This window comes from Phytohabitans houttuyneae (assembly GCF_011764425.1).
Classification (GTDB): domain Bacteria; phylum Actinomycetota; class Actinomycetes; order Mycobacteriales; family Micromonosporaceae; genus Phytohabitans; species Phytohabitans houttuyneae.
In genome coordinates, this window is the sequence record NZ_BLPF01000003.1 from 195,124 (window position 1) to 211,459 (window position 16,336).

Annotated in this window: 17 protein-coding genes; 7 read left to right on the top strand and 10 right to left on the bottom strand. The window is 74.5% G+C overall.

Annotation, left to right across the window (positions count from 1 at the left end; all coding sequences use genetic code 11):
* Nucleotides 1-6 precede the first annotated feature (6 nt).
* The 4 genes from Phou_RS35890 to Phou_RS35905 all read right to left on the bottom strand — a co-directional run bounded on the left by Phou_RS35890 (nt 7) and on the right by Phou_RS35905 (nt 4,962).
* On the bottom strand, nt 7-738 hold the full coding sequence (locus tag Phou_RS35890; RefSeq protein ID WP_308784937.1) for a tetratricopeptide repeat protein: 732 nt from the start codon (nt 736-738) through the stop codon (nt 7-9).
* A gap of 3 nt (nt 739-741) precedes the next feature.
* A complete protein-coding gene (locus Phou_RS35895; RefSeq protein ID WP_173065511.1) occupies nt 742-2,757 on the bottom strand; it encodes an AfsR/SARP family transcriptional regulator in 2,016 nt (671 codons plus the stop codon).
* Nucleotides 2,758-2,895: 138 nt separating this feature from the next.
* Nucleotides 2,896-3,117, bottom strand: coding sequence for a heavy-metal-associated domain-containing protein (locus Phou_RS35900; protein ID WP_173065514.1), 222 nt, complete (start codon nt 3,115-3,117; stop codon nt 2,896-2,898).
* 120 nt (nt 3,118-3,237) lie between these two features.
* On the bottom strand, nt 3,238-4,962 hold the full coding sequence (locus Phou_RS35905; protein WP_173065517.1) for a serine hydrolase domain-containing protein: 1,725 nt from the start codon (nt 4,960-4,962) through the stop codon (nt 3,238-3,240).
* Between the two features lie 86 nt (nt 4,963-5,048).
* On the opposite strand from Phou_RS35905, the gene Phou_RS35910 reads away from it, so the two are divergent.
* Nucleotides 5,049-6,308 (top strand): exo-beta-N-acetylmuramidase NamZ family protein, encoded by a 1,260-nt coding sequence (locus tag Phou_RS35910; RefSeq protein WP_173065520.1) that lies wholly within the window; start codon nt 5,049-5,051, stop codon nt 6,306-6,308.
* A gap of 54 nt (nt 6,309-6,362) precedes the next feature.
* Here Phou_RS35910 and Phou_RS35915 read toward each other — a convergent pair whose 3' ends face one another.
* The gene (locus tag Phou_RS35915; protein ID WP_173065523.1) at nt 6,363-6,890 is read right to left on the bottom strand and encodes a hypothetical protein; all 528 of its coding nucleotides are present in this window, start codon (nt 6,888-6,890) and stop codon (nt 6,363-6,365) included.
* Nucleotides 6,891-7,116: 226 nt separating this feature from the next.
* On the opposite strand from Phou_RS35915, the gene Phou_RS35920 reads away from it, so the two are divergent.
* Nucleotides 7,117-8,391 (top strand): M20 family metallo-hydrolase, encoded by a 1,275-nt coding sequence (locus Phou_RS35920; protein ID WP_218579422.1) that lies wholly within the window; start codon nt 7,117-7,119, stop codon nt 8,389-8,391.
* Nucleotides 8,392-9,014: 623 nt separating this feature from the next.
* On the opposite strand, the gene Phou_RS35925 is transcribed toward Phou_RS35920, so the two are convergent.
* Nucleotides 9,015-10,088, bottom strand: a complete 1,074-nt coding sequence (locus tag Phou_RS35925) for an SAM-dependent methyltransferase (protein WP_173065526.1) — start codon at nt 10,086-10,088, stop codon at nt 9,015-9,017.
* 107 nt (nt 10,089-10,195) lie between these two features.
* On the opposite strand from Phou_RS35925, the gene Phou_RS35930 reads away from it, so the two are divergent.
* From Phou_RS35930 to Phou_RS35945, 4 genes are all read left to right on the top strand, one after another.
* Nucleotides 10,196-10,660 carry an SRPBCC domain-containing protein gene (locus Phou_RS35930; RefSeq protein WP_173065529.1) on the top strand — a complete coding sequence of 155 codons (465 nt, stop codon included), beginning with the start codon at nt 10,196-10,198 and terminating at the stop codon, nt 10,658-10,660.
* Nucleotides 10,657-10,998, top strand: a complete 342-nt coding sequence (locus Phou_RS35935; protein ID WP_173065532.1) for an ArsR/SmtB family transcription factor — start codon at nt 10,657-10,659, stop codon at nt 10,996-10,998. The genes Phou_RS35930 and Phou_RS35935 overlap by 4 nt, the downstream gene beginning before the upstream one ends.
* A 95-nt stretch (nt 10,999-11,093) precedes the next feature.
* Nucleotides 11,094-11,537, top strand: a complete 444-nt coding sequence (locus Phou_RS35940; RefSeq protein WP_173065535.1) for an SRPBCC family protein — start codon at nt 11,094-11,096, stop codon at nt 11,535-11,537.
* A 56-nt stretch (nt 11,538-11,593) separates the two neighbouring features.
* Nucleotides 11,594-11,986, top strand: a complete 393-nt coding sequence (locus tag Phou_RS35945) for a PLD nuclease N-terminal domain-containing protein (RefSeq protein WP_173065539.1) — start codon at nt 11,594-11,596, stop codon at nt 11,984-11,986.
* A 30-nt stretch (nt 11,987-12,016) separates the two neighbouring features.
* Here Phou_RS35945 and Phou_RS35950 read toward each other — a convergent pair whose 3' ends face one another.
* A complete protein-coding gene (locus Phou_RS35950; RefSeq protein ID WP_173065542.1) occupies nt 12,017-12,700 on the bottom strand; it encodes a hypothetical protein in 684 nt (227 codons plus the stop codon).
* 124 nt (nt 12,701-12,824) lie between these two features.
* On the opposite strand from Phou_RS35950, the gene Phou_RS35955 reads away from it, so the two are divergent.
* The gene (locus Phou_RS35955; protein ID WP_173065545.1) at nt 12,825-13,523 is read left to right on the top strand and encodes a hypothetical protein; all 699 of its coding nucleotides are present in this window, start codon (nt 12,825-12,827) and stop codon (nt 13,521-13,523) included.
* Nucleotides 13,524-13,530: 7 nt separating this feature from the next.
* Here the strand turns inward: Phou_RS35955 and Phou_RS35960 are convergent, their stop codons facing one another.
* The 3 genes from Phou_RS35960 to Phou_RS35970 form a co-directional block, all read right to left on the bottom strand.
* Nucleotides 13,531-15,327 carry an AfsR/SARP family transcriptional regulator gene (locus tag Phou_RS35960; protein ID WP_173065547.1) on the bottom strand — a complete coding sequence of 599 codons (1,797 nt, stop codon included), beginning with the start codon at nt 15,325-15,327 and terminating at the stop codon, nt 13,531-13,533.
* Between the two features lie 9 nt (nt 15,328-15,336).
* Nucleotides 15,337-15,588: a DUF4242 domain-containing protein gene (locus Phou_RS35965; RefSeq protein ID WP_173065550.1), complete on the bottom strand. Its 252-nt coding sequence runs from the start codon at nt 15,586-15,588 to the stop codon at nt 15,337-15,339.
* A gap of 75 nt (nt 15,589-15,663) precedes the next feature.
* Complete coding sequence (locus Phou_RS35970) at nt 15,664-16,332, bottom strand: S1 family peptidase (RefSeq protein WP_246274123.1); 669 nt, start codon at nt 16,330-16,332, stop codon at nt 15,664-15,666.
* Nucleotides 16,333-16,336: the final 4 nt, after the last annotated feature.

Below are 16,336 nucleotides of genomic sequence, written 5' to 3' on the forward strand. Positions count from 1 at the left end.
TATCTGTCATCCGGCGCCGAGCCTGGCCCGCACGGCGTCGGCGCCCGGCTCGTCCATGCCGTCGAGGATCGCGAGCGCGTCCCGCCAGGAGGCGCGGGCGGCGGTACGGTCGCCGATCGCGTCCTGGGTGTCGCCGATGCGGGCGAGCGTGTTCGCCTCGCCGCACCGGTGCCCGATCGTGCGGCGCAGGTCGAGCGCGTGCCGGTACGCGGCGAGGGCGGGTGCGTGCTGGCCCAGGCGGTGCCGGATGTACCCGAGGCTGTCCCAGGTGGCCGCCTCGGCGACCCGGTCGCCGGCCTCCCGAGCCAGCGCGGCCGCCCGCTGGCAGTGCGCGAGAGCCTCGCGCATGTCGCCGACCTGGGCGTGGCACCAGCCGGCCGAGTTGAGCAGCCGCCCCAGGTCCGCCTTGGAGCCGCTGTGCGCGTACAGCTCGATGGCCCGCTCGGCGTGGCGCAGGGCGGCGTGCGGCTGGCCCTGCCGCTCCAGCACGGTGGACAGGCTCTGGTGGGTGCGCACCTGGCCGGCCCGGTCGTCCAGCCTGAGGTACAGCTTGAGCGCCTGGCGCAGGTGCGCGTGCGCGTCCTCGTACCGCTCCAGCCGGGTGTACGTGAGCCCGAGGCAGCGGTGGGCGCGGGCCTGCTCGGCGCGGTCGCGCAGCCGCTGGGCCGCGGCGAGCGCGGTGCGCAGCGTGGCCACCCGGTCGTGCCACCGGCCCTGCCAGTGCAGGAAGTCGGCCAGTGACTAGGCCAGCTGCCAGGCGTGCGCGTCGAGCCCGTCGTCGCGGGCCAGCTCGACCGCGCTGAGCAGGGCGGGGCGCTCGGCGTCCAGCCAGGCCAGCGCGTCCTCCCGCTTGCCGAACGGCTCGGGCGTCACGCCGGGCGCCGGCCGCACCACGGCGATCGGGTCGCGCAGCGGCTCGATGAGCAGCGCCGCCGCGGCGGCGGTAGCGAGGAGGTGGTCAAGCAGGCGGCGCCGCGCGGCCCGCCGGTCGGCCTCGGCGTCGTGGCTGTCGAGGAGCTCGGCCGCGTACACGCGGAGCAGGTCGTGGCAGGCGTACCGGCCCGGCGCGTGCTCGGTCAGCAGGTGGGCGCGGCACAGCTCGGCCAGCACGGGGCGGGTGGCCGCCGCGGTCGTCCCGGCGAGGCTGGCCGCCGCGAGCGCGCCGACGTCCCGGCCGGGGTGGATGCCGAGCAGCCGGAACAGGCGTTTGGCCGCCGGGCCGAGGCGGCAGTACGACCAGGAGAAGACGGCCCGCAGGTCGGTGGCGGCGTCGGCGCTGGCGAGGGCGTCCAGGCAGGTGCGGAACTCGCCCAGCTCGGCGGCGAGCGCGTCGAGGCTGTGCAGCGGCGGGGTGGTCGCCCGGGCCGCCACGATCGCCAGCGCGAGCGGCAGGCCGGCGCAGATCGCGACGATCCGCGCGACCGCGTCCGGCTCGGCGTCGACCTGGTCGGCGCCCAGGCGGCCGGCGAGCAGCGCGCGGGACTCGCCCGCCGGGAGCACGTCCAGCGTCACCGGGTACGCGCCCTCGGCGACGAGGCCGGGCAGCTGGTGGCGGCTGGTGACGACCGCGACAGAGCCGGCCGCGCCGGGCAGCAGCGGGCGCACCTGCTCCGCGTCCGCCGCGTTGTCCAGCAGAACGATCACCCGCTTGCCGGACGTCAGGCTGCGGTACAACCCGACCTGTGCGGGCAGGTCGGTGGGCACGTTGGCCGGGGCGGTGCCGAGCGCCTCCAGGAAGCCGCGGACCGCGTCGGCGGGGCGCACCGCCTGCCCGGACGGCCCGAAGCCGCGCAGGTCCACATAGAGCTGCCCGTCGGGGAAGCGGCCGGCGGCCCGGTGCGCCCAGTGCACCGCGAGGCTGGTCTTGCCGACCCCGCCGCCACCGGAGATCACCGCGACCGCGGCGGCGTCGCCCGCCCGCCCGGCCACCGCGTCGAGCCGGTCCAGGCTGCCCGCGCGGCCGGAGAAGCCCCGGACCGCGGCCGGCAGCTGCCGCGGCACCGGTGCACCGCCGCGGCCGGCCGGCCCGCGCAGCGCCGGGTCCCCGGCCAGGATGCGGCGGTGCAGCTCCCGCACGGCGGCGCCGGGCGTGACGCCGAGCTCGTCGGCGAGGAGGCGGTACAGCCGCCGGTACGCCTCCAGCGCCTCGGCCCGCCGCCCGGCCCGGTAGAGGGCGGTCATCAGCTGCTCCCAGAACCGCTCGCGCACCGGGTGCCGCGCGGTCAGCTCCCGCAGCTGCCCGACCACCTCACCCTCCGCGCCGGCGGCCAGGTCCAGGTCGATGCGGCGTTCCACGGCGGCGAGGTACCGGTCGAGCAGCCGCGGCCCCTCGACCCGGTCCAGCCACGCGGCGCGGATGCCGTCGAAGGGCGTGCCCCGCCACAGCTCCAGCGCCGCCACGAGGCGGGCCCGCTCCGTGCCGCTGTCCGCCGCCGCGGCCGCCGTGTCCAGCAGCCGCAGGAAGCGCACCGCGTCCACCTGATCGGCGACCAGCAGGTACCCGTCGGTGCGCGTCCGGATGGCGCCGGCGCCGAGCGCCCGCCGCAGCCGGGTGACGTAGAGCTGCACGCTGCGCCGCGCGTGGTCCGGCTGCTCGTCGCCCCAGACCGCGCCGGCCAGCCGGTCCGGTGGCACGGCCCGGCCGGCCGACATCGCCAGGACGGCGAGCAGCGCCCGCAGGCGGCCGGTCGCCACGTGCACCGGCCGCCCGCCCACCCGTACGTCCAGCGGGCCCAGCACACCGACGTGAAGCGCCACGCTCCCGTCGGCGGGTCCCCGCAACCCCGCGGCACGCATGCAGTCCCCCCGGCTCCTCCGCCTTCGTCACGGAGCGGCCTGCCGGCGACGTAACCAGGCCGCGACTTCATCCCTGTTTCACCACGCTTTCGCCGCAGGTCACGGCGGTGCGCACGGGTCGCCGAGCCGGAGCCCGGCCTCCTCCACGGCGGCCCGCGCGACCGCGGGGTCCACGGGCCGCTCTCCGGTGATCGTCACGGTGCCGGCGGCGAGGTCGGCCACGACCCCGGTCACGCCCGGCACCCGCCCCAGCTCCGCCCGGACAGCGGCCACGCAGTGGCCGCAGACCATGCCTTCGACGGCGTATGTCGCGGTGTGCATCCCTGCTCCTCCCGTACCCGTCCTGTCACTGTCAAGATAGGGGTACGGGGTAAGGGTATGCAACAGGGATTAGACGGCCGTCACACGAGCGCTTGATCGATCCGGCGGCGCGGCCGAGGGTCAGCGGCGGCTCTGCACCCAGCGGTCGGGCACCAGGCGGTCGGCGTCCGGGCCCTCGCCGGCGAAGAGCAGGCCGCCGCGGCCGGCCGCCAGGACGCGGTCCACGTAGACGCCGCGGCCCTGCGCGCTCACGTCCGTCGCGTACGCCCAGCGGACCGCGGTCGTGCCGTCGGGCAGGGCGGCGCTCGCGTGCCACCAGGCGCGGCCGCCGTAACCGGTGACGAGGCCGTCGGCCGACCACCGGTGCGCGCCGCGGCGGAGCGTCACCGCGAGCGGTGTCCACACCGCACCGTCCACACTCGACTCGAGCCGTACGACATCGAAGCGAGGCTCCGTGTCGTACCAGAGGTCGAAGGTGAGCACCCCCGACGTGGCCGCCTCGCGCAGCGGCGCCGTCATCGTCGCGGTGGCCGCGTCGCCGGGCAGCGCGCGCCACGCGGACCGCGACGGCGGCCGCACCGGCATGGCCTCGCCGAAGTCGCGGACCACCGCGCGGCGGGCCGGGTTGTTGCCGCCCCAGCCGCGGTCCGGGTGCACGCGGTTGCTCAGCAGGATGACGAACGAGTGCGAGAGCGGATCGACCGCAATGGACGTACCGGTGAACCCGGTGTGCCCGAAGCCGACCGGAGACGCCAGCGGCCCCATGTACCAGTGCTTGTTGAGCTCCAGGCCGAGGCCGCGGTCGCTCTCGGGGTACGCCTGCTCGAGCCCCGCGTTGTAGTTGACAAGCATGTCCCGCACGGTCGCGGAGCGCAGCACGCGCCGGCCCTTGTACTGGCCGCCGTTGAGCAGCATCTGGCAGAAGACCGCGAGGTCGGCGGCGGTGGAGAAGACGCCGGCGTGGCCCGCGACGCCGCCGAGCCCCCACGCGTTCTCGTCGTGCACCTCGCCCCACACCATGCCGCGACCCGCGTACGGCTGGTACTCGGTCGCCGCGATCCGCGGCCGCGCCGACGCGGGCGGGTTGTAGCCGGTGTCGCGCATGCCGAGCGGTCCGGTGACCTGCGTGCGCACCAGCACGTCAAGCGGCTGCCCGGTGACCCGGTGCACGAGCGCGCCGAGCGCGATGAGGCCGAGGTCGGAGTACACGTACCGGCTGCCGGGCGTGGCGCCGGCGGCGAGCGGGGTGGCGAGCGCGGCGGCGAGCCGCTCCCCGGGCGTCGGGTAGCTGCTCCACAGTGGAAGGAACGCCGGCAGCCCTGACGTGTGGGTCAGCAGCATGCGCACGGTCACGGACTCCTTGCCGCCGGCCGCGAACTCCGGCAGGTAGCGGGCGACCGGCGCGTCGAGGTCGACCCGGCCGGCCTCCACCTGGCGCAGCACGACGACGGTGGTGAAGAGCTTCGAGATCGACGCGAGGTCGAAGATCGTGTCCGGGCGCATCGGGATCCGCTCGGCCGGCGGCAGCTCCTCGCCGGTGCGGGTGGGCGGCGGACCCACCGCGGTGTACCGCACGGCGTCGCCGACCGCCGCGTGCTGGACGATCACGCCGTCCTTGGCGGCGAGCACGACCGCGCCGGCGTACGTGGGCCAGGTGGGGTGGTCCGGCGTGGGCACCAGGTACGCCGCGGCGTCGGTGACCATCCGCGCGATCGGCTCGGCGTCGAGCCCGACCTGGGCCGGCGTGCCACGGCGCAGCGCGTCGTGCGCGAAGTGGACGTCCTCGGGGGTCACGGTCGGTGGGGTTCCGACCAACAACGGGACCAGCGCCAGCGCTCTCCACATGCGCCCAGCATGGAACTAATTTTCGTACACATCAAGTACCCAGGAGGTTCTTGCCATCCATCGAGACGTGGGACTACGTTGCGAGGATGCGACGTCGCCATCTTCTCGCCGGTGGCCTGGGTGCGGCCGGCGTGCTCGCCACCGCCGAGCCGGCGGCGGCCCGCTCCGGTGTGCGCACCGGGTTCGACCGCCTCGTGGAGAGCCGCTGGGCGGCACTGGAGGGCCAGCGGGTCGGGGTGATCTCCAACCCCACCGGCGTCGACCGGCGATACCGGCATCTCGTCGACCTCATGCACGCCAGCGGGCGGGTGGAGATCGGCGGCGTGTTCGGCCCGGAGCACGGCTTCCGCGGCTCCGCGCAGGCCGGCGGCAGCGAGGGGACCGGCGTCGACGCCCGCACCGGGCTGACGGTCTACGACGCTTACGGCGCCAGCCAGGCCAAGTGGGAGCAGCTCTACGCGACCGCCGCCGTCGACACCGTCGTCTTCGACATCCAGGACGTCGGCGCCCGCTTCTACACGTACATCTGGACGCTCTACGACGCGATGGTGGCCGCCGCGCGCAGCGGGCGGCGCTTCGTGGTGCTGGACCGGCCCAACCCCATCGGCGGCACGGCGTACGGGCCGATGATGACCGCCGGCTACACCTCGGGCGTCGGCAAGAAGGAGATCGTCCAGCAGCACGGCATGACGGTGGGTGAGCTGGCCCGTTTCTACAACGGCGAGTTCCTGCCCACCGAGGCCGGCGCGCGGGTCGAGCTGGAGGTGATCGCCTGCCGCGGCTGGCACGGCCGCGAGGTGGCCGCCGACACCGGCGTGCCGTGGGTGCTGCCCAGCCCCAACATGCCGACGCCGGACACCGCGCTGGTCTACCCGGGCACCGGCATGTTCGAGGGCGTCGCCTCCATCTCGGAGGGCCGCGGCACCACCCGCCCCTTCGAGCTGGTCGGCGGCCCCGAGATGGACCACCACTGGAGCGACCGCCTCAACGCGCTCGGACTGTCCGGTGTGGAGTTCCGCGAGGCGTACTTCACGCCGACGTTCAACAAGTTCACCGGCGTGCTCTGCGCCGGCGTCGAGGTGAAGGTCACCGATCCCCGCTCGTACGACGCGGTCCGCACCGGCGTGGCCATGCTGGTGGAGGCCCGCAGGTACCCGTCGTTCGTGTGGCGGGCGGACGCGTGGGACCCGCAGCGGCCGTACTGGATCGACAAGCTCACCGGCTCACCCCGCCTGCGCACGATGCTGGACGCGGGCGCCACAGTGGACGAAGCGGTGGGCGCGTGGCGTGCCGAGCTGGCCGCGTTCACCGCGCGCCGCCGGCCGTACCTGCTCTACCCGCGGTAGCCCCGCGGCCTGGCCCGCCGGGGAGGCTGGCGGGCCAGGCCGTGCCGTCCGGGGTCAGGGCGTGGTGTTGATCGCTCCGACGTAGACGGTCCGCGGGACGTCGTCGCCGCCGCAGCGGGTGCGGATCTCCGCGTACACCCGCACGCGCGAGCCGACCGTGGTGAAGTCGTACTTGAACACGTTCGACTCCTGGCGGACGACCCCGCCGTTGTCCGACGCCGTGGTCTCGTAGCTCTTCACGACCGCGTCGTCCTGGTTGCGGAACGTGAACTTGATCGTGCGGCGCGGCCGGTGCACGCCGGCGGCGAACACGTAGCGCACGTCCTCGGCGGTCTGGCTGATGTTGAACTCGCCCGGGTTGTAAAGGCTGTCGATGCTCGGGCCGTTCCAGGTGCCGCCCGAGTTGGTCTGGTACACGTAGGCGCGCTCCTGGCCGCACACCGGCGGGCCGGCCAGGGCGGGGCTGGCCGCGGCCACCACGCCCGCGCCCGCCAGCGCCGCGGCCATGCCGAGCGTCAGCCCGGCGCGGCGAGTGATCGTGGCGCCCCGGCGAGGCGCGCGCTGCTCGGTCAACTTGTCCACTGTGGACTCCGTTCTGGCGATGTCCCGGCCGGGGCGGTACCCGCCACGGCCGGCCGACGCTTGGAACGTACGGCCGGCGCGGCCGGCGGTCGTGAGCAAGCGGGATACCCAGGCGGGCGCGGGACCTGTGGCGATCTACCCACACTGGGGGGTGCGCGACATCGACGTGCGCCGACGCCGCGTCTACGGTGGATGCGACCGGCCGACGCTGAGAGGAGACCGGACCGTGGTGCGGATCAACCGGGAGCGGCTGTGGGCCGACCTCATGCGGCTCAAGGAGATCGGCGGCTACGACGACGACGCCACCGGGCTGCGCGGCGTGCGGCGGCTGGCGCTGACCGACGAGGACGCCGAGGCGCGCCGCCTGGTCGTCTCCTGGATGCGCGAGGCGGGGCTGGCCGTGCGGGTCGACCGGATCGGCAACGTCTACGCCGAGCGGGCCGGCACCGAGCCGTCGCTGCCCTGCGTGCTGATGGGCAGCCACATCGACACGGTGGCCACCGGCGGCGCGTTCGACGGCACGCTGGGCGTGCTCGGCGGCATCGAGGTCATGCGCTCGCTCAACGAGGCCGGCATCCGCACCCGCCGCCCGATCGAGGTGGGCTTCTTCACCGAGGAGGAGGGCGTCCGCTTCGGCACCGACATGCTGGGGTCGGCGGTCACGGCCGGCCGCCTCACGCTGGAGTACGCGCACAACCTCACCGACGCCACCGGCGCCACCGTCCAGGGCGAGCTGGTGCGCATCGGCTTCGACGGCCCCACGCCGGAGATCCGGCCGATCCCGCACGCGTACATCGAGTGCCACATCGAGCAGGGCCCGATCCTCGCCGAGGCGGGCGTCGACGTGGGCATCGTGACCGGCGTACAGGCCATCTCGTGGCAGCGCCTGACCGTGCGCGGCGAGGCGGCGCACGCCGGCACCACGCCGATCGCGGCCCGCCACGACGCCGGCCTCGCCGCGGCCGAGGTCGTGGTCGAGGTGCGCCGCATGTGCGACAGCGGGCACTTCGGGCAGCTGCGCGGCACCGTTGGCAACTTCGCGGTGCGGCCCGCACAGACCAACGTGATCCCCGCCGAGGCCGTGCTGACCGTCGACCTGCGCAACCCGGACGACGCCCTGATGACCAAGGCGGAAAAGCACCTGGCCGGCTTCGTCGACGACCTGCGGCGGCGGCACGGCGTGACCGCCACCTGGGAGCGGATGGCCAAGACCGCGATGGTCCCGTTCCACGAGAGCATCCAGGAGGTCATCGCCGCCAGCGCCGACCGGCTCGGCCTCCGCTACGTGCGCGCCATGTCCGGCGCCGGGCACGACGCCCAGGAGATCGCCGCGACCTGCCCCACGGCGATGGTCTTCGTCGCCGGCGAGTACGGCGGGATCAGCCACACCCCCGCGAGTACTCCCGCCCCGACGCCTGCGGCAACGGCATCGACATCCTCGCCAACGCCGTCCTCACCCTCGCCGAGCCGATCACCGAGGGAGGGCCGGTCACCCAAGTAGCTCCACAATAGACAGCGAGCTACCGCGACGCCCGCCGTGGTCCAGACCGTTGCTCCCGCGGCCTCACCCTCCGCGTTCGCCCAGCTCACCCCAAAACCCACGACCCTCACCCAGCACGCAAACGAACCCGCCGCACAACCCGAACCAGCCCCGCCGCGCGCGGGGCCTGAGGCGCAATCTCGCCCTGCGGCTGACCCACTCGTGTTGCGATCTCGCCGTCTGCGGCTGACCGCCTCGCGCCAGTGCTTCAGCATTGTCCCGAAACCTGCGCGACACGCCGGCCGGAGCGCGGTTTTCGGGACAATGCTCGACCCGGCGCTGCACATTGCGCCCCACAGCGCAGACAGATGGGCCATCGCGATGCCAGTTGTGGCCCGACCGCGGCCGCCGCCGGGGCCACAACACGCCGGATCCCGCGTCCCGCATGACGTGATCATGGCGTCGGCTGCGTTGACCATGGTCTGGCCAGCGGTTTTGGGTGATTTGCGCCGCGTAAGCCATGGTCACGGAGGAATGAGGTCTCGTCGCGGGGCGACGGTCGGCTCGGCGAGGATCGCGGGGCGCCGGCCGGAGCGGTGCCCGCGGGAGCGTGCGGTCCGCAGGTGAGGCGGGCGGGGGTAGAGCTATCTGGTGGGGTGGAGGCGGTAGAACCGCCAGGCCGGGGTTTCGATCGGGAGCACCTCGACGGTGCCGAAGCCGGCCTCCTCGGCGTAGCGGCGCAGCGTGGCGGTGCGCATCACGGCGCCGGTGGCGGCGGTGCGGGGGTCGCCCATGGCGCCGGGCAGACAGGAGACGACGCTCCAGCCGTAGTGGTAGCGCTCCATGTCGGGGGCGGGTGCGGTGAAGTCGTCGAGGGCGTTTTCGTCGATGATCACGACAGAGCCGCCGTCGGTGAGCATGGTGCGGACGGCGCGCAGGGCGTCGACGGGGCGGGCCATGTCGTGGAAGCCCTCCAGGATCGTGACCAGGTCGTAGCGGCCGGACAGCCCGGGGGCGGCGACGTCGGCCACCTCGAAGGACACGCGGTCGGCGAGGCCCTCGGACGTGGCGTTGCGGCGGGCGTCGGCGATCGCGGCGGCGTCGAGGTCGAAGCCGTCCACTGTGGCCAGTGGGTAGGCGCGCGCGATGGCGATGCTCGACCAGCCCATGCCGCAGGCGAGGTCGGCCACGCGCGCGGGCGGCTGGGCGCGCAGCCGGCGGTCCACGTCGGGGATCGCGGGCAGCCAGTCGGTGCCCAGGTGGGTGAGGTAGACGACGCGGTTTTCGGCGGCGCGGCCCTCCGGCTCCCACGGCAACGGCGGGGGAGCGGTGCCGGTGCGGAAGGCGTCGACAAGGTCGGGCAGCGTGCGGGCCGCGCGGGCGATGTCGATGGCGCGGAACGCGGCGAACCGTACGTCGTCATGGTCGGCGAGGACCGGGACGTGCGCGGCGGGCAGCAGGTACCGGCGTTCGAGCGGAGCGGCGGTGGCGTCGTCGACCTCGACGAGCCCGCTCGCGGCGTGGTGTTCGAGCCACTCGCGCACGTACCGCTCCGCGGTGCCGGTGCGTGCCGCCAGCTCGGTCGAGGTCGCGGGACCGCCGTCGTGCAGCGCGCGGTAGAGGCCGAGCCGCTCGCCCAGGTAGACGGTGAAGAGCTCGAGGGCGCCGAGGGCGTCGCGGAAGAGGCGGTCGGCCAGCGCCTCGGTCGGGTCGTCCATGAAGAGATGATCTCATCACGTCATGTGATGCAACCACTGGTTGCACTTCGCCGAAGGGCGGCATAGGCTGATGTGCAACCGAACGTTGCGTGATCAAGGTGGAGCACATGGAGTACGGCAAGATCGAGCGCGAGATCCACGTGGACGCCTCGCCCGAGGTCGTGTACGAGGTGGTCAGCCGCCCCGAGCACCTGCGCGAGTGGTGGCCGGACGACGCGACGCTCGACCCGACGCCCGGGGGCGTGGGGGAGCTGGTGTGGCACGGCGACGGCCCCGAGCGGGCCATGGTGGTGCCGATGACGGTCGTCGAGGCCGTGCCGCCGAGGCTGTTCTCCTTCCGCTGGGCGTACGAGCCGGACGACGTGCCCGACCCCTCGAACTCGTTCCTCGTCACGCTCGAGCTGGTGCCCTCCGGCGCCGGCACCACGCTGCGGCTGACCGAGACCGGCTTCCGCGAGCGCGGGTGGGAGGTCGCCACGCTGGAGGCCGCGTACCGCGAGCACGCCACGTCGTGGGACCGGTTCCTGCCGCGGCTCGCGCGGTACGCCGGGCAGCGGGTGGCCGCGCGGTGAGCGCCACAGCGGTCGACGACGACCTCTGGTCGGCGATCGGCGACCCCACCCGGCGGCGCATGCTCGACGTGCTGCTCGCCACCGGCTCCGGCACCGCCACGTCGCTGAGTGAACAGCTGCCGGTGACCCGGCAGGCGGTGGCCAAGCACCTGCAGGTGCTCGACCAGGTCGGGCTCGTGCACGGCACCACCGCCGGGCGGGAGCGCCGCTACCACGTCGACCGGGCGCAGCTCGCCCGCGCCGCCGCGCAGCTGGCCTCGGTCGGGGCCAGCTGGGACGCCCGACTGCACCGCATCAAGCGGATCGCCGAAGCCATCCAGCGCGAGCGCGAGGCCTGACCGCCCGCTCGCCGCCAGATATCGCACAGCCCGCCGCGTACTCGCGGTGGGAGGGATCCGTGCGCCCCGCGCGCACCCGTGAAAGGACAAGGAAAATGGTGAACATCCTGCACCGGATCGGCGTCGAGAAGGCGTCGCCGGACGCCGTATACGCCGCTCTGACCACGCTCGACGGCCTCTCCGGGTGGTGGACCCGCGACACGACGGGCAACACCGAGGTCGGCGGCGTGATCGCCTTCCGCTTCGTGGCCGGCGGCTTCGACATGAAGGTCGTCGAGCTGGCGCCCGGCAAGCGCGTGCTCTGGGAGGTCGTCGAAGGGCCGGCCGAGTGGATCGGTACGCAGGTCAACTTCGACCTGCGCCAGGAGGGCGACTACACGATCGTGCTCTTCGAGCACCGGGGCTGGGCCGAGCCGGTCGAGTTCATGTACCACTGCAGCACCAAGTGGGCGACCTTCCTGCTCAGCCTCAAGCAGCTGGTGGAGACCGGCAAGGGCTCGCCGGACCCGGACGACGTGCGGATCAGCGACTGGCACTGAGTCAGCGGCGCCGTACGGGACACACGGCCGCACGCCCGCACGGCATGATGTCCGGCGTGATTCGTCTCTACGGCCTGTTGTTCCTGGTCGACCTGGTGCTCGTCGTCATTGCGCTGATCGACTGTCTGTCCAGCGAGGACGCCGCGGTGCGCAACCTGCCGAAGGTCGCCTGGGTGTTCATCATCCTGCTGTTTCCGCCGATCGGCCCGATCGTGTGGTTCGTCGCCGGCCGGCCGCAGGGCCAGCGGGTGGGCCGCGCCGGCGCGTGGCGTCCCGGCAGCGGCTTCCCCGAGTACGAACGGCCCCGCCCGCTCGCGCCCGACGACGACCCGGAGTTTCTGCGGAGCAAGGCCCGTGAGCGGCGCGAGGACGAGGAGCTGCTGCGCACGTGGGAGGCCGACCTGCGCCGCCGCGAGGAGGAGCTGCGCCGCCGCGACCCGTCGACCTGACCGGGCCGCGGCGGCCGGCTGACCTGCGGCTCAGGTGGGGCGGCGGCGGGCCATCAGGCGGCGCCGGCTGAGCAGCACCGTGCCCACCACCAGCAGCGCGGCCACCCCGGCGAGCACGGTCAGCCGCGAGGTGCTGGGCGAGATCGGCTCCGCCTGCGCGGCGGCCGCCTGCACCGGCGGCTCGGCCCGCGGCGGCGCGGCCGCCGGCTCGTTGAAGACGTCCCGGCTCGTGTCGACCGGCAGGATCGGCGGGTGGGCGGCGCCCGTCCAGTACTTGGCGATGTGCTCCGCGGTGAGCTCGACCGGCACCGGCAGCACGGCGAGCGTGCCGGGCACGGTGAGCGTGCCGATGCGGTAGTCGGCGAACCAGCCCTGCTTGGCGACCACCGTGTACCGGCCGTCGCGCGGCACCACCACCGTGGCGGCGAAGTGCGCGGGGTCCTTGAGCGCGACGGCCGGGTAGCCGCTGCTCTTCCCGTCGGCGCCGACGAGGTGCAGTTCGACCGCGCCGAGGTCGCCGCCCGTGTACGGGTGGAATCCGTGCTGCAGCAGCCACATCCCCACGGTGTACGTCCGGCCCGCCTCCACCCGGTCGGGCAGCGGGTCGAGCACCGTGAGCGCCCAGCCGCCGGCCTGGCTCGGCGCCGGGGCGAGGACCAGCGCCACGAGGCTGGCCAGGGTCACCGCGAGTACGCGGCGGATCGCGATAGGCATCGTGCGTCACCTCCGCTGATGACGAGGCGTGCGCCGGGTGCTGGGTTCCTGCGCCGCGGTGCCCGCGAGGTTTGTCGGTGGCGCGTGCGGGGCAGTCGGTGCGCAGGACTGGGGAGGGGATGCCATGCGCGGCACCCGGCTGCTGGCACTCGCCGGCGCGACCGTCTTCGCGGTGGCCGGCTGTTCCACCGCCGATCCGGCTGAGCCGGCCGCGACGGCGGGGCAGGTCACGGCGGCACCGGCCACACCGGCACCGACCGGGTCACCGTCCCCGCTGAAGGAACGGGTGATCGCCTCGTCGGCCCTGCTCCAGCCGGACGACCTGTCCGGCGCCGCACTCGAGCCCCTTGGCGCCGGGCAGAGCGCGCACCTGCGCCCGGCCCGGCCGTGCGGCGCGCGGTACCCCAGCGACGCCACCCGGACCGCGGCGGTGGCCATGCGCGCGCAGGTCAGCCCGGGCGCCGGGCAGACGCCGCTGATCGTGTTGCAGTACGTCGGGCTGCACCCCGGGAACGCCGCGGCCGCGTTCGCCGAGATCGCCGCCGCGGTGAGCAGCTGCCCCGGCAGCCTGAAGGCCGGACAGCACGAGTGGCGGGCGGCCGGCACGGACGTCGCCGGCGACGAGTCGATGCTGCTGCGGGTCTCCGACCGGTTCGAGTACGGCGGCAGCGAGGTCACCACCACCACGCCGGTCGTGGTGGCCCGCGTCGGCGACTACATCACCGTCGTGGCGGACCTTGGCTGGGAGTCGGCCAGCGGCGACGAGGAGTACGTGCGGCAGCTGGCCGCCAAGGCCGTCGAGCGGCTGCGCACGAACGGCTGACCGGCGCTCACGACGGCAGCAGCGGTCGCAGCCGCGGGTTGTCGATCGCCGCCGCGAGCAGGGCGGCGGCCTCCGTGGCGCCGTGGTCGCCCAGCGCGGCGCGGTGCAGCAGCGACCGCACGACGAGCTCGCGCATGTCGGTACGGGACGCCAGCTCGCACATCGCGGCGATCCAGTCCTCAGTGGACGGATGCTGGTACCGGCGGCCGAGCGTGCACATCGCGTCGAGGATGTAGGCGTCGAGCCACACGTACGGGTCGGCCAGCCGGTTGCAGCGGGCACGCGCGTCGGTCAGCAGCGCGAACGCCCGCTCCGGCTCGCCCGCGTGCACCGCGACAAGGGCCAGCCCGCGGGTGGCTATGCCCTCCCAGCACGGGTCGCCGATCTGGCAGGCGCGGGCGAACGCCTGCCGCGACGCCTCCGCGGCGGCCGCGATGTCGCCGCGCAGCAGGTGCACCTCGCCGAGCAGCGACTGCGGCCACGGCAGGAACGCGAGCCAGTGATGGCGCTGCGCCAGCTCGATCGAGACCGTGAGCGCGTCCCGCGCCCGGTCGAGGTCACCGCGGAGCAGGCTGATGCGGCCGAGCCCGGACAGGGCATACGACTCGCGCCGCGGTTCGCCCGCCGCCCGCGACAGGGTGACCGCGTCCGCGAGGAGGCTTTCGGCGCGCGGGTAGCTGGCCCGGTCGGACTCGACCACGCCGAGGTACGTGGTGGCTTTGGCCACGATGGACGGTGAGTCCGGCGCCGTCCGCAGCGCGTCGGTCAGCCACAGCTCGGCGCGGTCGTAGCGGGCGCGCAGGAAGTCGACGTAGCCGAGCTCGGCGCGCGCCTGCGCCGCGGCCGCCAGGTCGCCGCCGGCGCTCGCGATGCGGTCGGCCTCGTGCAGGATGGCCTGCCCCTCCTCGTCGAAGCCGCCGACGGAGTGGATGAGCGCTTCGGCGAGGGCGAGGCGCGATGCCACGCGCAGCCGTGCGTGGCCGGCGCCGTCGGCGAGGCGGATGGCGGTCCGGACCGACCGCATCCCCGCCGGCACAGCGCCGGCCGAGATCGCCGCCGTGCCGGCCTCCACCACCGCCTCGATGGAGACCGCGTCGGCCACCGGCTCACCCCGGTCGGGCTCCTCCCGCAGGGCGGCCTCCACCGCGGCGCCGGGCGCGGTGCCGACCTCGGCAGCGAGCAGCTCGGCGAAGCTCGCGTACTGCGCGCGGGCCCGCGCGTCGTCGCCGACCAGCCGGTACAGGCGGATCAGCAAAGCCTGGTGGTTTTCGTCGAACGGGTTGAGCGCCGCCGCCCGCACCGCGAAGCCGCGCGCGGTCTCCGGATCACCGCGGGAGAGCCAGCCCAGCGCCGCCTCGTGCAGGACCGCCTCGGTGGCCGCGGCCAGGCGCCGCCGCTCGGACAGCAGCCACGTCTCGAAACCCTCGGCGCCCCGGATCGTGATGCCGTCGAGCAGCTCGGCACCGAGGCCGGGCAGCTCGACGGCCTCCCCCCACGCGCCGCGCGCCAGCACCGCGGCGTCGACCAGCACGTCCCCGTTCAACACCAGCGTCACCGGATCGCCGTCGACCGTCCCGTCGTCGCCCAGGGCGCGGCGGATCTCGGTGAGGCTCCACCGCAGGGCGCGCAGCGGGTCGTCGGCGCCGGCGAACAGCAGGGTCGCGAGCTGGCCGCGCGTCGGCGGTCTCTCGCTGAGCAGCAGGTACGCCAGCAGCGCCCAGCTCTTGCGGCTGCGGAACTGGTACGCCGCCGGGCCGCCACCGCGGTCGACGCGGGGCCGACCGAGCAGGTGGACGGCGAGCACGTGCTCAGCCTACGAGTGCTCGCTGACCGGGTAGATCTCGTCGGCGACGAGCCCGTGCGCCTCGCGGTGCACGGTGTTGGCCGCCTCGGCGCTGGGCGCCTCGACAAGGCAGAAGACCTTTCCCGCCTGCTCGTCCACCCAGTAGCGCAGGTAGCTCACCCCGTGCGCGCCCTGGGTGGCCAGGTCCTTCTCGTGCGCGGCGGCGACGTCGTCCCGCGACACCCCGCCCTCGACCGTGTGCACGTCCATGAACAGCCCCATGACCGCTCCCCATCTCGTCGTTGCCTGAGGACCGCAGGCAACCACGGCCGCGTTTGACAGGGGGTTTGACGGGCGTCAGGCGGGCGCGGGCGACGTGAGCAGGGTCAGGCCGAGCGCGGCGAGGGGTACCGCGACCGGCTGGAAGTACGTGGCGCCGCCGGTGGTGCAGTTGCCGGATCCGCCGGAGGTCATGCCCTGCGCTTGGCCGCCGGCCATGAACGGGCCGCCCGCGTCGCCCGGCTCGGAACAGACGTTTGTCCTGGTCAGCCCGTACACGACGCCGCCGGCGAAGTGGACGGTCACGTTTTTGGCCAGCAGCGTGCCGCAGCGCCACCCGGTCGTGCTGCCGTACCGGCAGACGGCCGCGCCGACAGCGGCCGGGGTCGCGCCGGTCACCGCGATCAGCGTCCCGCCGGCGCGGATCCTGCCGACCGGTGTCCAGCCGGCGTCCAGCCGCACGAACGCGTAGTCGGCCGTGGCCGGACCGACCGCCGCGACCTGGCCCAACCGCTCGCCGCCGGGCGTGTACACCACGTCGCCGACCCGGCTGGCGCACTGCCGTGTGGTGAGGAAGCCGCCGACCACCGTGAACGAGACCGTGCACCGCCCGCCCGCCGTGCTCCGGAACGGGTCACCGCCGTAGACGGTCCCGAGCGGTGCGGCGTGCGAAGGGCTGGCCACGCCGAGCAGTCCGGCGGCGACCAGCAGGGAGGCGGCGGCGAGGTGGGCGATCCGGCGCGGCATCACC

What these genes read in the sequence shown, in the direction of transcription:
- Phou_RS35900 (WP_173065514.1), bottom strand. Translation starts at nt 3,117, where the DNA reads ATGCACACCGCGACATACGCCGTCGAAGGCATGGTCTGCGGCCACTGC.
- Phou_RS35905 (WP_173065517.1), bottom strand. Translation starts at nt 4,962, where the DNA reads ATGTGGAGAGCGCTGGCGCTGGTCCCGTTGTTGGTCGGAACCCCACCG.
- Phou_RS35910 (WP_173065520.1), top strand. Translation starts at nt 5,049, where the DNA reads ATGCGACGTCGCCATCTTCTCGCCGGTGGCCTGGGTGCGGCCGGCGTG.
- Phou_RS35925 (WP_173065526.1), bottom strand. Translation starts at nt 10,088, where the DNA reads ATGGACGACCCGACCGAGGCGCTGGCCGACCGCCTCTTCCGCGACGCC.
- Phou_RS35930 (WP_173065529.1), top strand. Translation starts at nt 10,196, where the DNA reads ATGGAGTACGGCAAGATCGAGCGCGAGATCCACGTGGACGCCTCGCCC.
- Phou_RS35940 (WP_173065535.1), top strand. Translation starts at nt 11,094, where the DNA reads ATGGTGAACATCCTGCACCGGATCGGCGTCGAGAAGGCGTCGCCGGAC.
- Phou_RS35950 (WP_173065542.1), bottom strand. Translation starts at nt 12,700, where the DNA reads ATGCCTATCGCGATCCGCCGCGTACTCGCGGTGACCCTGGCCAGCCTC.
- Phou_RS35955 (WP_173065545.1), top strand. Translation starts at nt 12,825, where the DNA reads ATGCGCGGCACCCGGCTGCTGGCACTCGCCGGCGCGACCGTCTTCGCG.
- Phou_RS35965 (WP_173065550.1), bottom strand. Translation starts at nt 15,588, where the DNA reads ATGGGGCTGTTCATGGACGTGCACACGGTCGAGGGCGGGGTGTCGCGG.
- Phou_RS35970 (WP_246274123.1), bottom strand. Translation starts at nt 16,332, where the DNA reads ATGCCGCGCCGGATCGCCCACCTCGCCGCCGCCTCCCTGCTGGTCGCC.